This window comes from uncultured Formosa sp. (assembly GCF_947500765.1).
Taxonomy (GTDB): domain Bacteria; phylum Bacteroidota; class Bacteroidia; order Flavobacteriales; family Flavobacteriaceae; genus Formosa.
The window spans coordinates 305,903-321,303 of record NZ_CANMTH010000003.1 but is presented as its reverse complement, the minus strand read 5'-3'; the positions used below and the strand labels follow the sequence as shown (position 1 = coordinate 321,303).

Here is a 15,401-nt window from a genome sequence, read left to right as displayed (position 1 = left end):
AATGCCATTAATAGCACATTCTAAATACGAGGCACCTTCTTTTATAAATAAAAACCCTCATTTTTCAACGATATATGCTGCTAAGATTAAGCATGTTAATCCGCCTAGTTATAAGACTGAAACTGTAGAATTAAGCGATGGAGATTTTCTAAATGTAGATTACGTGATAAAAGGCACTAAAAATGCTATAATTTTATGTCATGGTTTAGAAGGTGATTCTAGAAGAACATATAATAACAGTTGTGCTAATTATTTTGCAGAACGTGATTTTTCTGTATTTGCTTGGAATAACAGAACCTGTGGCGGACGCATGAATCGTTTACCTAAAATGTATCATCATGCTTCTGTAGACGATTTAGATGCTGTTGTTCAATTTGTATTAAAAAAAGGAATAGAATCCATCTACCTTATTGGATATTCTATGGGGGGCGCGCAAGTTTTAAATTATTTAGGGATGTTAAAACCAAATCCTCGAATAAAAGCCGGTGTTGCAGTATCTGCACCAACACATATTAAAACGTGTTCGGAAGCTTTAAAAGTAGGGTTTAACAAAGTATATTTAAATAATTTTAAGAAACAAATAGTAAATAAACTGAAACAAAAAGTTGTTCAATTTCCAGAATTAGCCAATATAGACAAGATTAATTCGCTCCACAGTTTTGATGAAATTGACGATTATTTTACAGCTCCTATACATGGTTTTAAAGATAAAGAAGATTACTATAAACGAGTGTCTCCAGAATTTACATTAAAACATATTACAACTCCTGTACTTATTATAAACGCTTGGGACGATCCATTTTTAGGAGAACGTTGTTATCCGGTATCTCGTGCTAAAAACAGTAAATATGTGTATTTAGAAACGCCACAATACGGAGGCCATTGTGCTTTTCCTTTAAAACACTCTAAAAACTCTTTTGCTGAAATACGAGCTTATGAATTTTTTAATGAACTAAATCTATAAATTATTACGTATCGTTTAAACTAAACTTAAAAAAGCTAAAATTTAATTAGGGCATAATTATCCATTTGATATACCGTTAGCACACTCATAGCCGATAATCCCACCTTTACCTCTGGTAATAAATCAGATTTATTATAACCTTTAGCAGTCATAGATTGTCCACAAAGAAAAACATCTACTCCCATCTCTGAAAGGGATTTAATTAAGCTGACATTCGGATTATCTACATTAAATTTTTCTTTGTAAACGGTTGAATTTAAAGCATCTTTTACAGCTCCACCATGTAAAACAAGAGCGAGATGAATTTGTTCTTTTGGTATACCATATCTTACATGCATATTATAGTAGCGGTGCATACTAGAAATAATAGAATTCACTTTACCAGCATCGGCTTGTTTATTAGCAATATCAAAAATAGCTTTTAACTCTTGTGAAGGATTTGGTGTAAAATCTAAATCATCTATAGAATATATAGCCCCAACAGTATCGAAAACAGGTCCGGTTGTAGGCTTATTTACTTGTCCAAAAGAGAAATTTATTACACTAAGAAATAATGTTAGAGCAAAAAAGTTTTGAAATGTATTTTTCATTTTTAGTTTATATAAAGAAATCAAATACCTATATATAGGTTATAATTTCTTAAGGTTTTATGCTAAAATAGCATTTATTTAAGCATAAAACCTTTCTGTTTATTATGATTCTCTATAAATTGCTAAAACACCTAATTTAAAATAAATAATAGAATATAAAACCGCCAATTATAGCTATAGAAATTATAGATCCAACAAACGCAGCAACAGCTTTTGGTTTAAGCATAGAAGACACAATTGCAATTTCTGGCAAACTTGCCCCTGTACCACCAATTAGTAAGGCCATTGCAGCCCCCATACTCATACCTTTTCCTATTAATACACTTAATAGAGGAATAGCCATTTCTATTCTAAGATATAAAGGCACACCAACAACGGCTGCTAATACTATTGCTAACGGATTATCGTTTCCTAAATATTTTTCAACAAAAGCGTCTGGTACAAACACTACAGATGCAGCACTTATAAGAGCTCCAATAAGAACATAAGGCATAATGCGTTTAAAGAGTGACCAAGCAAATTCGAGTGCACCTCTAACTTTATCATTTTTAATATTTAAAAATTTATTTTCTGAAGATGAAGAGCCACAACTAGAAACTTGAGGTTGAGGCGAACAAGCTGTTTGAGTTTGATTTACTGCCGTACATGCTGAAACATTTTCTATGCTTACCATCTCATTTATACCTGAACAATTTTGTGTTTTTGGTTCTTTACTACTACATGACGTTTCTTTAGGCTTAACACCCATAATTTTCACATGATTTACCAAAGAGGTATTCCCCACTATTGTCCCAAAAATGATGGCCCCGATAAATACAATTAAGAAATACACTGCTGCGACTTTAAATCCGAATACAGCAAACACAAAAGCAACAACTACAAAATTCGCTAAAGGGGCTGATAATAAAAATGAAAATACCATAGACAATGGAGCTCCCATTTCTAGCATTCCCATAGAAACCGGAACCATTGATGCACTACAAAAAGGTGTTGGTATTCCAAGTACGGCCCCCATTACCCCACTAAACTTCCCTGTTTTACTTAAACGTTTCTGCAATTTTTCTTGCGGAATATACGCGCGTATAAATCCGGTAAGTACAGATACAAATGCAATAATAAAGAACAAGGCTACACTTACATGAATGAACTCGTCAAGTGCAATTTTTAAATTTTCTGTCATTTTAAATAGAAGTTATAATTATTAATTCAAATATTAACATATGCTTAAAAATACATATGTTATAATGTAAAAAAAACCAATACATACTAATAATGCAATTGGTCTTAATATTAGTTTTTTCGCTCTAAAAGTCTTTGTTTACAACGTTGAATTTCAATAGTCATCTCTTTTTCAGAAATTGTGCTAACTGCCTCTTTAATATGTTGCATGAATTCACTATCTGTAGTTTTAATAAAATAATACACCCACTTCCCCTCTTTAACTTCATCTAAAATACCAGCTTTACTAAGTATTCTAAGGTGGCGTGACACATTATACTGAGGTTCGTTTAAGACTTCTATGATTTCAGAAACACAAATTTTAGAATCCATATTAATTAATAACCATATAATTTTAAGACGTGTAATTTCAGATAACGCTTTAAAAATGGTAATGCTATGTTGTAAATTAGGTTTCATTTGTACTAAGATATTATTTTATAAAAGTCAAAAAAATATGTTTTAAAAACACAATATATGCATTATAGTGCATACGAAATGTAAAAGTAATTTTTTCAATTAAACTCGCAAACTTTTTTATAAAAAATATATACTCACTATTGCATTTAATTAAATATGTAATTTTTATAATTTACTGCATCTATATCTTTATAAAAAGATAGACTTTTTAATACTTAAAAATCTATACCTACAATACTATTTTATATAATTATATATACTTTAAGAGTTACAAACGTATCGCGTATGTAAAATTTTTATACTTTTATATACATTAAATGAGTTCTTCCCATAGCTAAACGCTCATATAACGTTAGTAAAATCACGTATTTAATAACCACAGATTGATATATAAATATCAATAGCCACGATAAAATTTAAAATAATGACAAGACATGTATTAATGCTACTTCTGGTAGTATTTACGCTACAAAACACTGTAGCACAAACAAATAACTTAAACTGGTTAGACCTAGAATTAGCGAATTATGAATATCCTTATCCTGTCTCTATATTAGAATTAAAAATTCAAGAGCAAGATTTAAAAATGGCTTATATGGATGTTAAACCTGAAAATTACAATGGAAAAAACATTGTATTATTTCATGGAAAAAACTTTAATGGTGCCTATTGGAAAACAACAATTGAAGCCTTAACTAAAGAAGGATTCCGTGTTATTGTCCCTGATCAGATTGGATTTGGAAAATCATCAAAACCAGAACATTTTCAATATACGTTTCAGCAACTTGCGCAAAATACCAAGACGCTTCTAGATACCTTAAAAATTAGTAAAACAGCCATTTTAGGACATTCTATGGGTGGTATGATTGCAACTCGCTTTACATTAATGTATCCAGAAACTACAGACAAACTAATTTTAGAAAATCCGATTGGCTTAGAAGATTGGAAACTTAAGGTACCTTATAAATCTGTAGAATGGTGGTACGAAAATGCACTTAAAAGTAATTATGAAAGTATTAAAAAATATCAATTAGTAAGCTATTACGATAATAATTGGAAACCAGAATACGACCAATGGGTAAATTTATTAGCTGGTTGGACATTAAATTCTGATTATAAAAAAATTGCTTGGAATTCTGCATTAACCTCGGATATGATTTTTACCCAGCCCGTAGTTTACGAGTTTAAAAACGTTACAGCTCCTACCCTTTTAATTATTGGAACACGAGATAGAACTGCACTTGGAAAACCATTAGTTTCTAATGAGGTAAGAAAAACAATGGGATTATATAACGAATTGGGTAAAAAGACACAAAAAACAATTCCAAATGCTCAATTGGTAGAAATAGAAAATGTAGGTCATCTTCCCCATATCGAGAAATTCAATAGTTTTATTACCCCTTTAATTAAGTTTATGAAAGAATAAAAACATACAAATACCTAACCAAGTGTAGAGAATATATCTTCAAAACTTTAAAAATTTGTGTCTTAAACAAATTAGACTAACGGAAAAATCAACATACCGCTTATAAAAGAGAATGCTATTTAACTCAATTGACTTTGCTATTTTTTTGCCAATCGTTTTCCTAATGTATTGGTTTGTGTTCCACAAAAACTTAAAACTACAAAATATTTTAATAGTTGTGATAAGTTATTTTTTTTATGCGTGGTGGGATTGGAGATTTTTATCATTAATTATTTTTAGTACGTTAGTAGACTATACTATAGGACTAAAACTTGAAAACGAAAAAAAGCAACTTAAACGTAAAATATTATTATGGGTAAGTATTCTGGTAAATCTTGGATGTTTGGGATTCTTTAAATATTATAATTTCTTTCTAGACAATTTTATTACTGCTTTTTCTTATTTTGGAATGCATATTAAAACAAATAATTTAAATATAATATTACCAATTGGCATCAGTTTTTACACGTTTCAGACATTAAGTTACACAATAGATGTATATCATAAAAAACTAAAACCTACAAAAGACCTAATTGTTTTTTCAGCATTTGTAAGCTTCTTTCCGCAGCTTGTAGCAGGGCCAATAGAAAGAGCAAGTAACCTTTTGCCACAATTCACAAAAAAAAGAATATTTAATAATGAAAACGCTATTAAAGGTATAAGACTCATACTTTGGGGACTTATTAAAAAAGTAGTTATTGCAGATTCTTTAGCGCCAACTGTAAACGATATATTTACTAATTTTTCTCAATATCCGTCATCTATATTACTCTTAGGTACATTCTTTTTTTCGTTCCAAATTTATTGTGACTTTAGCGGATATTCTATGATAGCCAGAGGTGTTGCTAAATTATTTGGTTTTGAATTAATGACCAATTTTAAATATCCTTACTTTTCAAGAAGTATAGGCGAATTTTGGAGAAAATGGCATATATCTTTAACAACCTGGTTTAGAGATTACTTATATATACCTATTGGAGGTTCTAGAGTTTCTAAATTAAAAACCATTATAAATGTCTGTATCGTTTTTCTTGTTTCGGGGTTTTGGCATGGTGCAAATTGGACTTTTATAGCTTGGGGTGGCCTACACGCGCTTCTATTTATACCCGCTATATTAACAACAAAAAAGAACAGAATTAAAGACCATATTTCTTTAAATGCATTTAAACTTCCTTCATTATCAGACTCAATTAGAATACTATGTACTTTTTGTTTAGTGTCTTTTTGTTGGATTTTTTTTAGAGCAGATTCGATAGATACTGCTATTCTATTTATACAAAAGATATTACTGTTTAACTTTGAGAGTATTAATTATTTGAATCCATATGACAATCAACCTTTAGGAATTGAATATTTATTTTTATCTGTTTTTATTTTAGTTGAATATTTATTAGCTACAAAAACAATATCTCTATACTCTAAAAACAGAACTAAAGGGATATTTATTGATGCTGTATTATTTTTAATAATTACTTTTAGTGCCCAAATTTGCTCCAACTTGTCTTTTATATATTTTCAATTTTAATGAAAAAATTTATAATTTACATCATATTAGCATTCTCGTTATATATAATCCTTTTAGAAGTTACAACACGTGTTTTTGACCTAAGTGAACAAACCGTTCCTGAAGCAAATTTAAATAACAATATGCTTTTAAAACCTAATACTGAAGGTGTTTGGGTTAAAGGTGGTATGCGTGAAATTGCGAGTCATTATAAAATAAACAATCAAGGATTTAATAGTTTAAAAGATTATACTGTTCTAGATTCTAATAAAATAAACATTGCTATAATTGGAGATTCTTTTATTGAAGGCTTTCATACCGATGTTGAAAACTCAATTGGTAGACTTATTGAAGCAGACACTCGAGATGAAATCGAAGTTCATGAATACGGTAAATCTGGAGGTAATATTGTAGATTTTAGCTTAATATTTAAGCAATGGATAAAAAACAGGTATGATTATACCTTTATATTAATTTCAGATCGAGATCTTGATGCATATGATGCTTTTTTTATGGAAAAAGGGAACAAAATACCTAAAAATTCTATAATACGTAAAATATATAATCATTTGTCAAGTATTAGATATATCAATATTAATCATGGACTTCATATAAAATTAAAAGAAATTTTTTCATGCTACCGTTGCTCTAAAAATAATCAAAACACAAATATTACACAGTATGTAAACAGTACTGCTTTACAAGAATTTGATAAAAGTTGTGTATTCATTTATGAAAAAGATAAACTAAGTCCTGATATTATTGCAACATCAATTAAATTACCCTGTTTAGAAATAATTCATCAAAACAAACCACATACCTATGGATTTGATTCGCATTGGAATTTAAATGGACGCAAGAATTGTGCATGGGTTATAGAACATTATATTAAACATAACATTGTACATTAACGTAATAATTTAAAATATTTCGGGATATAATAACATTTTCAATACAATGGTTTTTATATATTTATAAGCGATTTATACCGTCTCTAATTTTTAAGCTTATACAACCACTATATGAAAAAACACATATTTATTACACTATTAAGCTGTATGTGCTTTTTTTATGCTAGAGCCCAATTTTCAGAACATCATGCCATCTATTTTACAGGTGAAATTAATCTAGGAAATTATATTGGTACAGATTTAAATTTGAATTATGTTTATAAAGAAACCTATTCATTTAAACTAGGATATTCAGGAAATATTAGAACACCTAAATCGCAACCAGATGATTATAGTTCTGGATTAAATGGAATATTTTCGTTTGGGTTTGAAAATCCATATGACCAAATTGAAAATATTCAAATCGGGGTTGGTAAAATTTACAAACTAAATACTAGTGGCACAATAAGACTAAACTTATCTGCGGGGCTTGGGTATACTATAATTACAGAACCTGAAAATTGGCAACGAACTAATGACGCTTTTCTATCAGAAAATTATACCTGGAATTATAGAAAACACAATACAGTGAGTCTTGTGATAAACCCAAAAATAGAATTTCCCGTATCACGATTCTACGGATTAACAGTTTCTCCTATGGTAATAATTAATAAAGATAGATCCTACTTTGGCATCGGGTTAGGCCAAATGCTTGGTATATTAAGACCTAAAAAACAACGTAAAAAAGAACATATCTAGAATATTACAATTTATCTATTCGGTTATATCAATTAGATTCGCTAACACATTACAAAAAATAAAACACTCATGAAATACGCATTATCATTCATCTTAATTCTACTTTTAAATGTATCATCATTCGCAACCGATACCAAAATAATTGTACGAGCAAAAGCTAAAGACGCAAAATTTATAGGATCATCATTAGGTGGTGCTGAAGTGATTATTAAAAATAAAATGACTAACGAAATTTTAGCGCAAGGTAAAACCGAAGGATTAACTGGAGATACTAGCCTAATCATGAAAACACCTTTAGAAAGAGGTATGAGTATTACAGATGATAAAACAGCCAAATTCATGGCTAGTATAGATATTAATGAGCCTACTTTTATAACAATTGAAGTGTACTCAACTATAAACAATGAAAAGGAAAGAGTAAGTGCCAGCACAGATATGTGGTTAATTCCGGGTAAAGATATTATTGGAGAAGGTGTTATTGTTGAAATTCCAGGATTTCTTCTTGATATTTTAGAACCAACACCTAGTCTAACTTTGTCTTTAGCAACCATAAAAAAAGAACCTATTAAACTAAAAGCAAAAGTGGTGATGATGTGTGGATGCCCAATAAACAAAAATGGCATGTGGAATTCTGAGCACATTGAAGTAAAAGCATTAATTAAATTGAATAATACGTTATTAAAAGAAGTCCCATTAAATTTTGTTGTTACTAATATATTTGAAGCTAATTTAACTCTTGACAAACCAGGAAGTTATGATGTTTTAATATACGCATACGACAGTACAACAGGAAATACAGGAGTAGATACAGCACAATATGTAATTACAAAATAATATTTTAAAATCAAGAAAACATGTGAATATTTTGTTTTAGTCTCTTTATTTAACTGAAGTTTGTATTAAAAAATATCATAATATTCACACTTTTGTAAACTTTTTAAATTGATGTTTTACAAGAAATAAATCTTATATATTAGATTAATACATAAAGATTTTCAACGTTTTATAAAAAAATATTATTTTTACGACTTACAGTATCTTTATCTCCCATAATAAATTACCAAACCTATACAAACAGGATGAAAACATATTACATCTTATGCTTATTATTTATATTTTCTTGTTCCGAAAAAAAATCTTCAGATACTGAAACTGAAATAAAAACAGATTCGATTATAAATAGCACTTCCATCATAATTTTAGGGAATGTTCAGGATGCAGGATCTCCACAAATGGGATGTACCAAAGCATGTTGTAAAGGGCTTTTTGAAAATCCAGACATTAACAGACAAGTATCTTCTTTAGGATTAATTGACTCTCAAAACGATAAAACATATTTATTTGATGCGACACCAGATATTGTAACACAAATGAAGTCGCTTACTAAATATGAACCAAACAGTGCAAAAGAAATAGCAGACGGTATCTTTTTAACGCATGCTCACATGGGACATTACACAGGTTTAATGTATTTAGGAAAAGAAGCAATAGATTCGAAACGCCTTCCTGTATATGTTTTACCAAGAATGAAAGAGTATCTAACTAACAACGGTCCTTGGAGTCAGCTTGTGTCTAGAGAAAATGTAATTTTAAATGAAATGGCACCTGAAACTCCTGTTAAATTATCAGAATCAATAGAAGTTACTCCTTTTTTAGTTCCGCATAGAGATGAATATTCTGAAACAGTGGGATATAAAATAAAAGGGCCTAATAAAACAGCACTTTTTATTCCAGATATAGATAAATGGAGAAAATGGGATAAAGATGTCATTGAAGAAATAAAACAAGTAGATTACGCCTTTGTAGATGCCACTTTTTATAGTGGTTTAGAAATGAATAATAGAGATATTTCTCAAATTCCGCACCCTTTTATCATCGAGAGTATTGAACGCTTTAAAGATTTAGATGAAAAAGAAAAAAACAAAATAATCTTTATTCATTTCAATCATACAAACCCTGTTTTAAACCCAGAAAGTATTGCAACTAAAACCGTAATATCTAAAGGATTTAAAATAGCAAGAATGCATGATGTTTATAAATTATAAAATACAAACGCTCTATTCTACTCTGTTTCAGACTATATAAACAATCTGATTTAAAACATATTGTATCCTTTAAATAGTATTTAAAAACAGATACTCTTAAAATAAAATTAGCCTTGTGTTAATTCAATCTGTTAATGTATTTTTACACGCAAATTAATAATATCAACTCCCTAATTTGCATGATTAAAACAAACAGTTCCGATAAAATATCTCATATCGAGAATGAAATTTCTGACTTAAGAAATCAATTAAAAAACCACAAGCTTTATACGTGTTTAAAAACAATAGACGACATTAAAGTTTTCATGGAAAACCATGTGTTTGCTGTTTGGGATTTTATGTCTCTTTTAAAGCAATTACAAATACAACTTACAACAATTACCACACCTTGGGTTCCTTCAAAGAACGCGTCTTTATCTAGATTTATAAATGAAATTGTTCTTGGAGAAGAAAGTGATATTAATGAATTAGGTGAACCCAAAAGTCATTTCGAAATGTATCTAGAAGCCATGCTTCAAACACAAGCAAATACAACCGAAATACACCATTTTATTAAGCATATCCAATTAGGTAATTCTGTTGATGCTGCTTTAAATCTGATACAAATTGATAAAAGAGTAGCAGATTTTGTTACATTTTCATTTTCTGTAATCGCAACTAATAAACCACATCTAGTAGCTTCAGCATTTACATTTGGACGCGAAGATGTTATTCCAGATATGTTTATCGAAATTCTGAAACAATCAGATTCTGAAAACAAATCGTATAACAAACTAACGTATTATTTACAACGTCACATAGAATTAGATGGTGATGAACATGGACCATTATCTTTAAAAATGGTTTCGGAACTTTGTGAAAATGATGACCAAAAATGGAACGAAGCACTAACAATTGCTAAACATGCCTTAGAAAAAAGAATTGCGCTTTGGGATGCCATTTCAGATATAATTCTGAAAAAACATTTTTAGCATATTATAAACTAGTACTGTAACATAAGTTACCAAAATTGTGCACTAATGATTGTATATTCATATAAATTTATTTTTAGATGAAAAACAGTCTAGTATTACTTGTATTAACTACGTTTTTAGTGAGTTGCAACTTCTCTAACAAGAAAAACACTACAGACTTAGTGAGCCAAAACATTGAAGAAACAGACCATCCTGGTAAAAAATTAATGGAAACGAATTGTTACATCTGCCATAGTCCAACTGCAGATGAAAATAATAGAAACGCACCTCCAATGATTGCAATTAAAAAGCGTTACTTAATGAATAATTCTACTAAAGAAGCATTTAAAGCCGCAATGTTAAATTGGATAAAAAATCCGAATCAAGATAATGCTATAATGTATGGGGCTGTACAACGTTACGGTATAATGCCTGGTTTAGCATATCCCGATGAAACCATAACTCAAATTGCAGACTATATATATGATTTTGAAATAGACCAACCCGAATGGTTTGAAAGTCATTATAAACAAAACGGTCAGAACAGAGGAAAAGGATATGGTATGAACATGCAACAAAAACAAAGTCAGACAACCGTACCTTATGGAGAACGTGGTTTAAAATATGCATTATCTACACAAGCTGTTTTAGGTAAAAATTTAACAGAAAGTATTCAGAAAGATGGCGTTTTAGAAGCTTTAGCATTCTGTAATGAACAAGCTTACCGATTAACAGATAGTATGTCTGTAACCCATGATGCCATAATAAAACGCGTGTCTGATAAGCCAAGAAATCAAAATAATAAAGCCAATACTGAGGAGCTTAAATATATAGAAACGTATAAATCGATTATAAAAAATAATGAGCAACCAAAACCCATTGTTAAAAACATCGATAATAAAATTCATGTTTACTATCCCATAACAACTAACGCTATGTGTTTACAATGTCATGGTGTACCAAATGAAACTATGGATGCAAAAACGTTAAACAAGGTATTACGCTTATATCCAAAAGATAAAGCTATAGGTTATACTAGTAATGAAGTTAGAGGTATTTGGAGTATTACTTTCGATAAATAATAAACAAAAGAGTATAAAAAAAGAGGGACGTAAAATTTTACGTATCCTCTTTTTTATGATTTAATTTAAAATTTATATTGTAAAAAAGCTGAAAAATTTCTACCAGGTTCTGTTATCTGTGTACTATCAAAATCGGCTTGATTTGAATACGAGAAGTTTAAATGATTAACATAAGTTTTATCAAAAACATTAAGAACTGCTAGACCTAAAGTAACATTTTTAATTGGTTTTAACCCTAAACGAAAATCTAAAGTTTCATAGGCATCTGAAGGACTTTCTCCGTAACTTTCAGAAATATGATCTTGTTTAGATATTACATTATATTGAATATTTGCCCAAAATTTAGACTGCTCCATACCTACCGTAAAACGATGAGTTAAAGGAGGTGTTAAAGGCAAGGATTCTACCAAATCTTTATTTCTAGTATATACATAAGAGCTTGCTGCTTTAAAAAAATAGTAATCTAAAAAATCGACTTGTGCCATGACTTCAAAACCTGTTTTATAGGCTTCATCTATATTTCGAAACACTTTAGGGTTTACCGGATCTGAAGTTGGATTAAATTTACGTGTTAAGCTATCATCTATAATACCAACAATATAGTTTTCGTAAAAAGCATAATAAAATGAGGTTTCATATTTAAAACTATTAAACCCATTTTTTAGAGGTAAAAGGCCTTTAAAACCAATTTCAAACTGATTATTTACTTCAGCCTTTAAATCTGGATTTCCAATATATTCATATGCATCTTGCCCTACAGAAAAGTGATTTATAAAACGTTCTATCATATTTGCAGAGCGTACACCTCGACCATAAGCTGCTTCTAAAGTAAACCCGTCAGACACACGTTTTTTCATAGAAATTGTTCCGCTAACATTATGTTCAGTTCGTTTTTTTAAATCGTACATGGCTGCAAAATCATCTTCCGGATCTTGTATATCAGAAATCACATGGTCATAACGTAGTCCTACAGTAAAAACAGTATTCGGGTTTAAATTATATTTTGTTTCTGTAAATACACCTAAGTCTGTAATATAGGAATCTTGCCAAATTTTATCGACGAAAGCCTTTGGAGTCTCCAAAGTAGTGCCATTCATAATTTTTACGAACCGATTTCTACTTCCATCACGAGCCACATGCATGGCATCTAACCCAGAAAACATATTTAATTTTTCTGCTGGTTTCCAATTTAATTCTAACTTCCCTCCTACTGTTGTCGCATCAACCGCAGAGGAAGCTTCAGTAGTTGCAAAAGATGGTCTTCTATCGTTAGTCATTAAATGATCTACATAACTATAATAAGCTTTAGCGGTTAAAGACTTCACCATTGCCCCAATATTATCTAAAGTATAATCTAAAGACATGATACTACTATTATCGTAATCCGTGTCCATTGGTAAAGCTGCATGTAAGACATCACGACCAAAAGATTGTCTCCAATGTGCTTGTAAACGTTGGTTTTCGCTTATGTTGTATCCCATTTTAATGCCATAGTCGGTACTTCTAAACGATGATGGTATTTCAGTTCCATCACCATCTTCATAATTTCCAAAATCTCTATATCCAGCATTAACTACAACATCATATTTCTCTTGGATATATTCTAATTGTGCAAGGTTTACTAATGCGTTTCCGTTACTTTCATAACCAGCAGAGACTTTTCCGTGTACACCATAATTCTTGTAATCGGGTGTTTGTGTAACTAAATTAACAATACCTCCAAAAGTAGCGCCATAGCGCACTGTATATGGCCCTTTTATAATTTCAATTTTAGAAACTTCTTCAGGAATTATATGGGTAGTAACAGGATCCATCCGATTTGGACAAGCATGCATGGCTTTAGTACCACCATCGTATTGAATATTTAATTGTTCGTATTGAGAGGCTCTAAAAGACGGATCTATAGCATAATTACCTCTTTTAATCACAGAGAAACCATTAATGTCGTTAAACAAATCGGCTACATTTTTAGGTTGCACAATTTTTTCATCATAAGTATTTGCTACAACCGTAAGTACAGGATCTGTTGTTAAATTACCAGTGACTATAACTTCGTTTAATTTTGTAGTTTTAAGCTGCATTGTGTCTTTTAGTTCTTGACCATAAGATACAACAGTAACTAGTGAGCATAAGAGCACACTGTATAATGTTTTCATATTATAAGAATTGTATTTAACTAATATTTTTTAGGCAGTAAAGACTACCAATTGGCGAAATACATTATACCCTAGGCGGATGAAAACAAGCGCTTATAGGCTTAAAAGTATAAAGGTTTTTATATACAATGGCATTTTGTTTGTTAACAATATTTAGATGTGTTAAAGTATAATTTTGAATAGGATTACTAAATAAAAGCAAGACCTTAAAATCTATAATACTTTCAGGAGTATTTTCTTTAGGATCTTGAGTTTCTGCAACTTTTTTTAAGTGACATTTTCCATTACATTGTAATTCTGGCTTGTCTTTATTAATACAAAAAGCATCAATAAAACCAACACGATCCATATTATAATAAGCATACGTGAACGACACTCTAGTGCTATTAAATAGAATCAATACCATCAACAATGTTGTAATGAAAGATGTAATTATTTTCATATATGCTAAATTTAAAGCAATTAAATAATTTTAAAACTGACATAAATCATTAAGCTTACTATAAAACGTAATGCTTACTTATAGATATTAAAATGATATAAAATTAATGCTAAAATAAAATCCTCACAGTAACATTCATTACATAGTAAAAAACTATGATTACCTACCTTTGTAATAAATAAATTAAATACTTTAATTATGGATACAATAGAAGTAATTGAAACCACAGAAAAAAGTTATGGCATGCCAAGAATTGGAGATACTGCTCCAGATTTTGAAGCTGTAACGACTAAGGGTAAAATTAAAATGTCTGATTTTGCAAAAGATAAATGGATTGTGATGTTTTCGCATCCTGCAGATTTTACACCTGTTTGTACTACGGAAATGAGTGGATTTGCTACACGTAAAGATGAATTTACAGCCTTGAACACCGAACTTTTAGGACTGAGTATAGATAGTGTACATTCTCATTTAGGTTGGGTACAGAATGTAAGAGAGAATACAGGTGTTTATTTTAATTTTCCTATTATAGCAGATATAGATATGAAAGTATCTAAGCTTTACGGAATGCTTCAACCCAACGAAAGTGAAACCTCGGCAGTAAGAGCCGTATTTTTTATAGATCCAAATAAAAAAATACGTTTAGTTATGTATTACCCTTTAAATGTAGGACGTAATATGAACGAAATTCTTAGAGCTTTAGAAGCCTTACAAACATCAGACAAGTATAAAGTTGCGATGCCTTTAGATTGGAAAAAAGGAGACAAAGTTATTGTTGGTCCTCCTAAAACTTTAGATGAATTAAACGACAGACTTAAAGATGATTCTTTAGAAAAAGTCGATTGGTATTTAGCTAAGAAAAATATTTAAAATACTCTTAAATATTCGGTTTTATTATATTTATAAGACCGAA

General features: G+C 30.0%; 15 protein-coding genes. 10 read left to right on the top strand and 5 right to left on the bottom strand.

The genetic code is table 11. From position 1 onward, the window contains the following. Window position 1: 1 nt before the first annotated feature. Entirely contained in the window at window positions 2–964 is a 963-nt protein-coding gene (locus tag Q1B05_RS07680) for an alpha/beta fold hydrolase (protein ID WP_299779281.1), read from the top strand. Window positions 965–999: 35 nt separating this feature from the next. On the opposite strand, the gene Q1B05_RS07675 is transcribed toward Q1B05_RS07680, so the two are convergent. From Q1B05_RS07675 to Q1B05_RS07665, 3 genes are all read right to left on the bottom strand, one after another. Beyond that, window positions 1,000–1,554 carry a DsrE family protein gene (locus Q1B05_RS07675; RefSeq protein WP_299779279.1) on the bottom strand — a complete coding sequence of 185 codons (555 nt, stop codon included), beginning with the start codon at window positions 1,552–1,554 and terminating at the stop codon, window positions 1,000–1,002. 136 nt (window positions 1,555–1,690) lie between these two features. Continuing rightward, complete coding sequence (locus Q1B05_RS07670; RefSeq protein WP_299779277.1) at window positions 1,691–2,734, bottom strand: permease; 1,044 nt, start codon at window positions 2,732–2,734, stop codon at window positions 1,691–1,693. 110 nt (window positions 2,735–2,844) lie between these two features. After that, entirely contained in the window at window positions 2,845–3,192 is a 348-nt protein-coding gene (locus Q1B05_RS07665; RefSeq protein WP_299779275.1) for a metalloregulator ArsR/SmtB family transcription factor, read from the bottom strand. Window positions 3,193–3,616: 424 nt separating this feature from the next. Between Q1B05_RS07665 and Q1B05_RS07660 the strand changes: the two genes are divergently transcribed. From Q1B05_RS07660 to Q1B05_RS07625, 8 genes are all read left to right on the top strand, one after another. Then, the gene (locus Q1B05_RS07660) at window positions 3,617–4,618 is read left to right on the top strand and encodes an alpha/beta hydrolase (protein WP_299779273.1); all 1,002 of its coding nucleotides are present in this window, start codon (window positions 3,617–3,619) and stop codon (window positions 4,616–4,618) included. Window positions 4,619–4,730: 112 nt separating this feature from the next. Next, on the top strand, window positions 4,731–6,182 hold the full coding sequence (locus Q1B05_RS07655) for an MBOAT family O-acyltransferase (RefSeq protein WP_299779271.1): 1,452 nt from the start codon (window positions 4,731–4,733) through the stop codon (window positions 6,180–6,182). Then, complete coding sequence (locus tag Q1B05_RS07650; RefSeq protein WP_299779269.1) at window positions 6,182–7,072, top strand: hypothetical protein; 891 nt, start codon at window positions 6,182–6,184, stop codon at window positions 7,070–7,072. The genes Q1B05_RS07655 and Q1B05_RS07650 overlap by 1 nt, the downstream gene beginning before the upstream one ends. A gap of 111 nt (window positions 7,073–7,183) precedes the next feature. After that, window positions 7,184–7,810, top strand: a complete 627-nt coding sequence (locus Q1B05_RS07645; protein WP_299779267.1) for a hypothetical protein — start codon at window positions 7,184–7,186, stop codon at window positions 7,808–7,810. Window positions 7,811–7,879: 69 nt separating this feature from the next. Continuing rightward, on the top strand, window positions 7,880–8,644 hold the full coding sequence (locus tag Q1B05_RS07640) for a hypothetical protein (protein ID WP_299779264.1): 765 nt from the start codon (window positions 7,880–7,882) through the stop codon (window positions 8,642–8,644). A gap of 245 nt (window positions 8,645–8,889) precedes the next feature. Then, the gene (locus tag Q1B05_RS07635; protein ID WP_299779262.1) at window positions 8,890–9,855 is read left to right on the top strand and encodes an MBL fold metallo-hydrolase; all 966 of its coding nucleotides are present in this window, start codon (window positions 8,890–8,892) and stop codon (window positions 9,853–9,855) included. A 179-nt stretch (window positions 9,856–10,034) separates the two neighbouring features. Beyond that, window positions 10,035–10,826 (top strand): DUF3050 domain-containing protein, encoded by a 792-nt coding sequence (locus Q1B05_RS07630; protein WP_299779260.1) that lies wholly within the window; start codon window positions 10,035–10,037, stop codon window positions 10,824–10,826. 80 nt (window positions 10,827–10,906) lie between these two features. Further along, window positions 10,907–11,890 carry a DUF3365 domain-containing protein gene (locus Q1B05_RS07625; protein ID WP_299779258.1) on the top strand — a complete coding sequence of 328 codons (984 nt, stop codon included), beginning with the start codon at window positions 10,907–10,909 and terminating at the stop codon, window positions 11,888–11,890. Between the two features lie 65 nt (window positions 11,891–11,955). On the opposite strand, the gene Q1B05_RS07620 is transcribed toward Q1B05_RS07625, so the two are convergent. Both Q1B05_RS07620 and Q1B05_RS07615 read right to left on the bottom strand, forming a co-directional pair. Beyond that, complete coding sequence (locus Q1B05_RS07620) at window positions 11,956–14,046, bottom strand: TonB-dependent receptor (protein WP_299779256.1); 2,091 nt, start codon at window positions 14,044–14,046, stop codon at window positions 11,956–11,958. A 64-nt stretch (window positions 14,047–14,110) separates the two neighbouring features. Continuing rightward, window positions 14,111–14,488, bottom strand: coding sequence for a hypothetical protein (locus tag Q1B05_RS07615; RefSeq protein WP_299779254.1), 378 nt, complete (start codon window positions 14,486–14,488; stop codon window positions 14,111–14,113). A gap of 198 nt (window positions 14,489–14,686) precedes the next feature. Here Q1B05_RS07615 and Q1B05_RS07610 point away from each other — a divergent pair, with 198 nt between their 5' ends. Continuing rightward, entirely contained in the window at window positions 14,687–15,358 is a 672-nt protein-coding gene (locus Q1B05_RS07610; protein ID WP_299779252.1) for a peroxiredoxin, read from the top strand. The last annotated feature ends 43 nt before the right edge of the window (window positions 15,359–15,401 follow it).

Coding starts and splice junctions, on each gene's coding strand:
- Q1B05_RS07610 (WP_299779252.1), top strand. CDS start 14,687: ATGGATACAATAGAAGTAATTGAAACCACAGAAAAAAGTTATGGCATG.
- Q1B05_RS07640 (WP_299779264.1), top strand. CDS start 7,880: ATGAAATACGCATTATCATTCATCTTAATTCTACTTTTAAATGTATCA.
- Q1B05_RS07620 (WP_299779256.1), bottom strand. CDS start 14,046: ATGAAAACATTATACAGTGTGCTCTTATGCTCACTAGTTACTGTTGTA.
- Q1B05_RS07660 (WP_299779273.1), top strand. CDS start 3,617: ATGACAAGACATGTATTAATGCTACTTCTGGTAGTATTTACGCTACAA.
- Q1B05_RS07670 (WP_299779277.1), bottom strand. CDS start 2,734: ATGACAGAAAATTTAAAAATTGCACTTGACGAGTTCATTCATGTAAGT.
- Q1B05_RS07645 (WP_299779267.1), top strand. CDS start 7,184: ATGAAAAAACACATATTTATTACACTATTAAGCTGTATGTGCTTTTTT.
- Q1B05_RS07615 (WP_299779254.1), bottom strand. CDS start 14,488: ATGAAAATAATTACATCTTTCATTACAACATTGTTGATGGTATTGATT.
- Q1B05_RS07665 (WP_299779275.1), bottom strand. CDS start 3,192: ATGAAACCTAATTTACAACATAGCATTACCATTTTTAAAGCGTTATCT.
- Q1B05_RS07625 (WP_299779258.1), top strand. CDS start 10,907: ATGAAAAACAGTCTAGTATTACTTGTATTAACTACGTTTTTAGTGAGT.
- Q1B05_RS07680 (WP_299779281.1), top strand. CDS start 2: ATGCCATTAATAGCACATTCTAAATACGAGGCACCTTCTTTTATAAAT.
- Q1B05_RS07650 (WP_299779269.1), top strand. CDS start 6,182: ATGAAAAAATTTATAATTTACATCATATTAGCATTCTCGTTATATATA.
- Q1B05_RS07630 (WP_299779260.1), top strand. CDS start 10,035: ATGATTAAAACAAACAGTTCCGATAAAATATCTCATATCGAGAATGAA.
- Q1B05_RS07655 (WP_299779271.1), top strand. CDS start 4,731: ATGCTATTTAACTCAATTGACTTTGCTATTTTTTTGCCAATCGTTTTC.
- Q1B05_RS07635 (WP_299779262.1), top strand. CDS start 8,890: ATGAAAACATATTACATCTTATGCTTATTATTTATATTTTCTTGTTCC.
- Q1B05_RS07675 (WP_299779279.1), bottom strand. CDS start 1,554: ATGAAAAATACATTTCAAAACTTTTTTGCTCTAACATTATTTCTTAGT.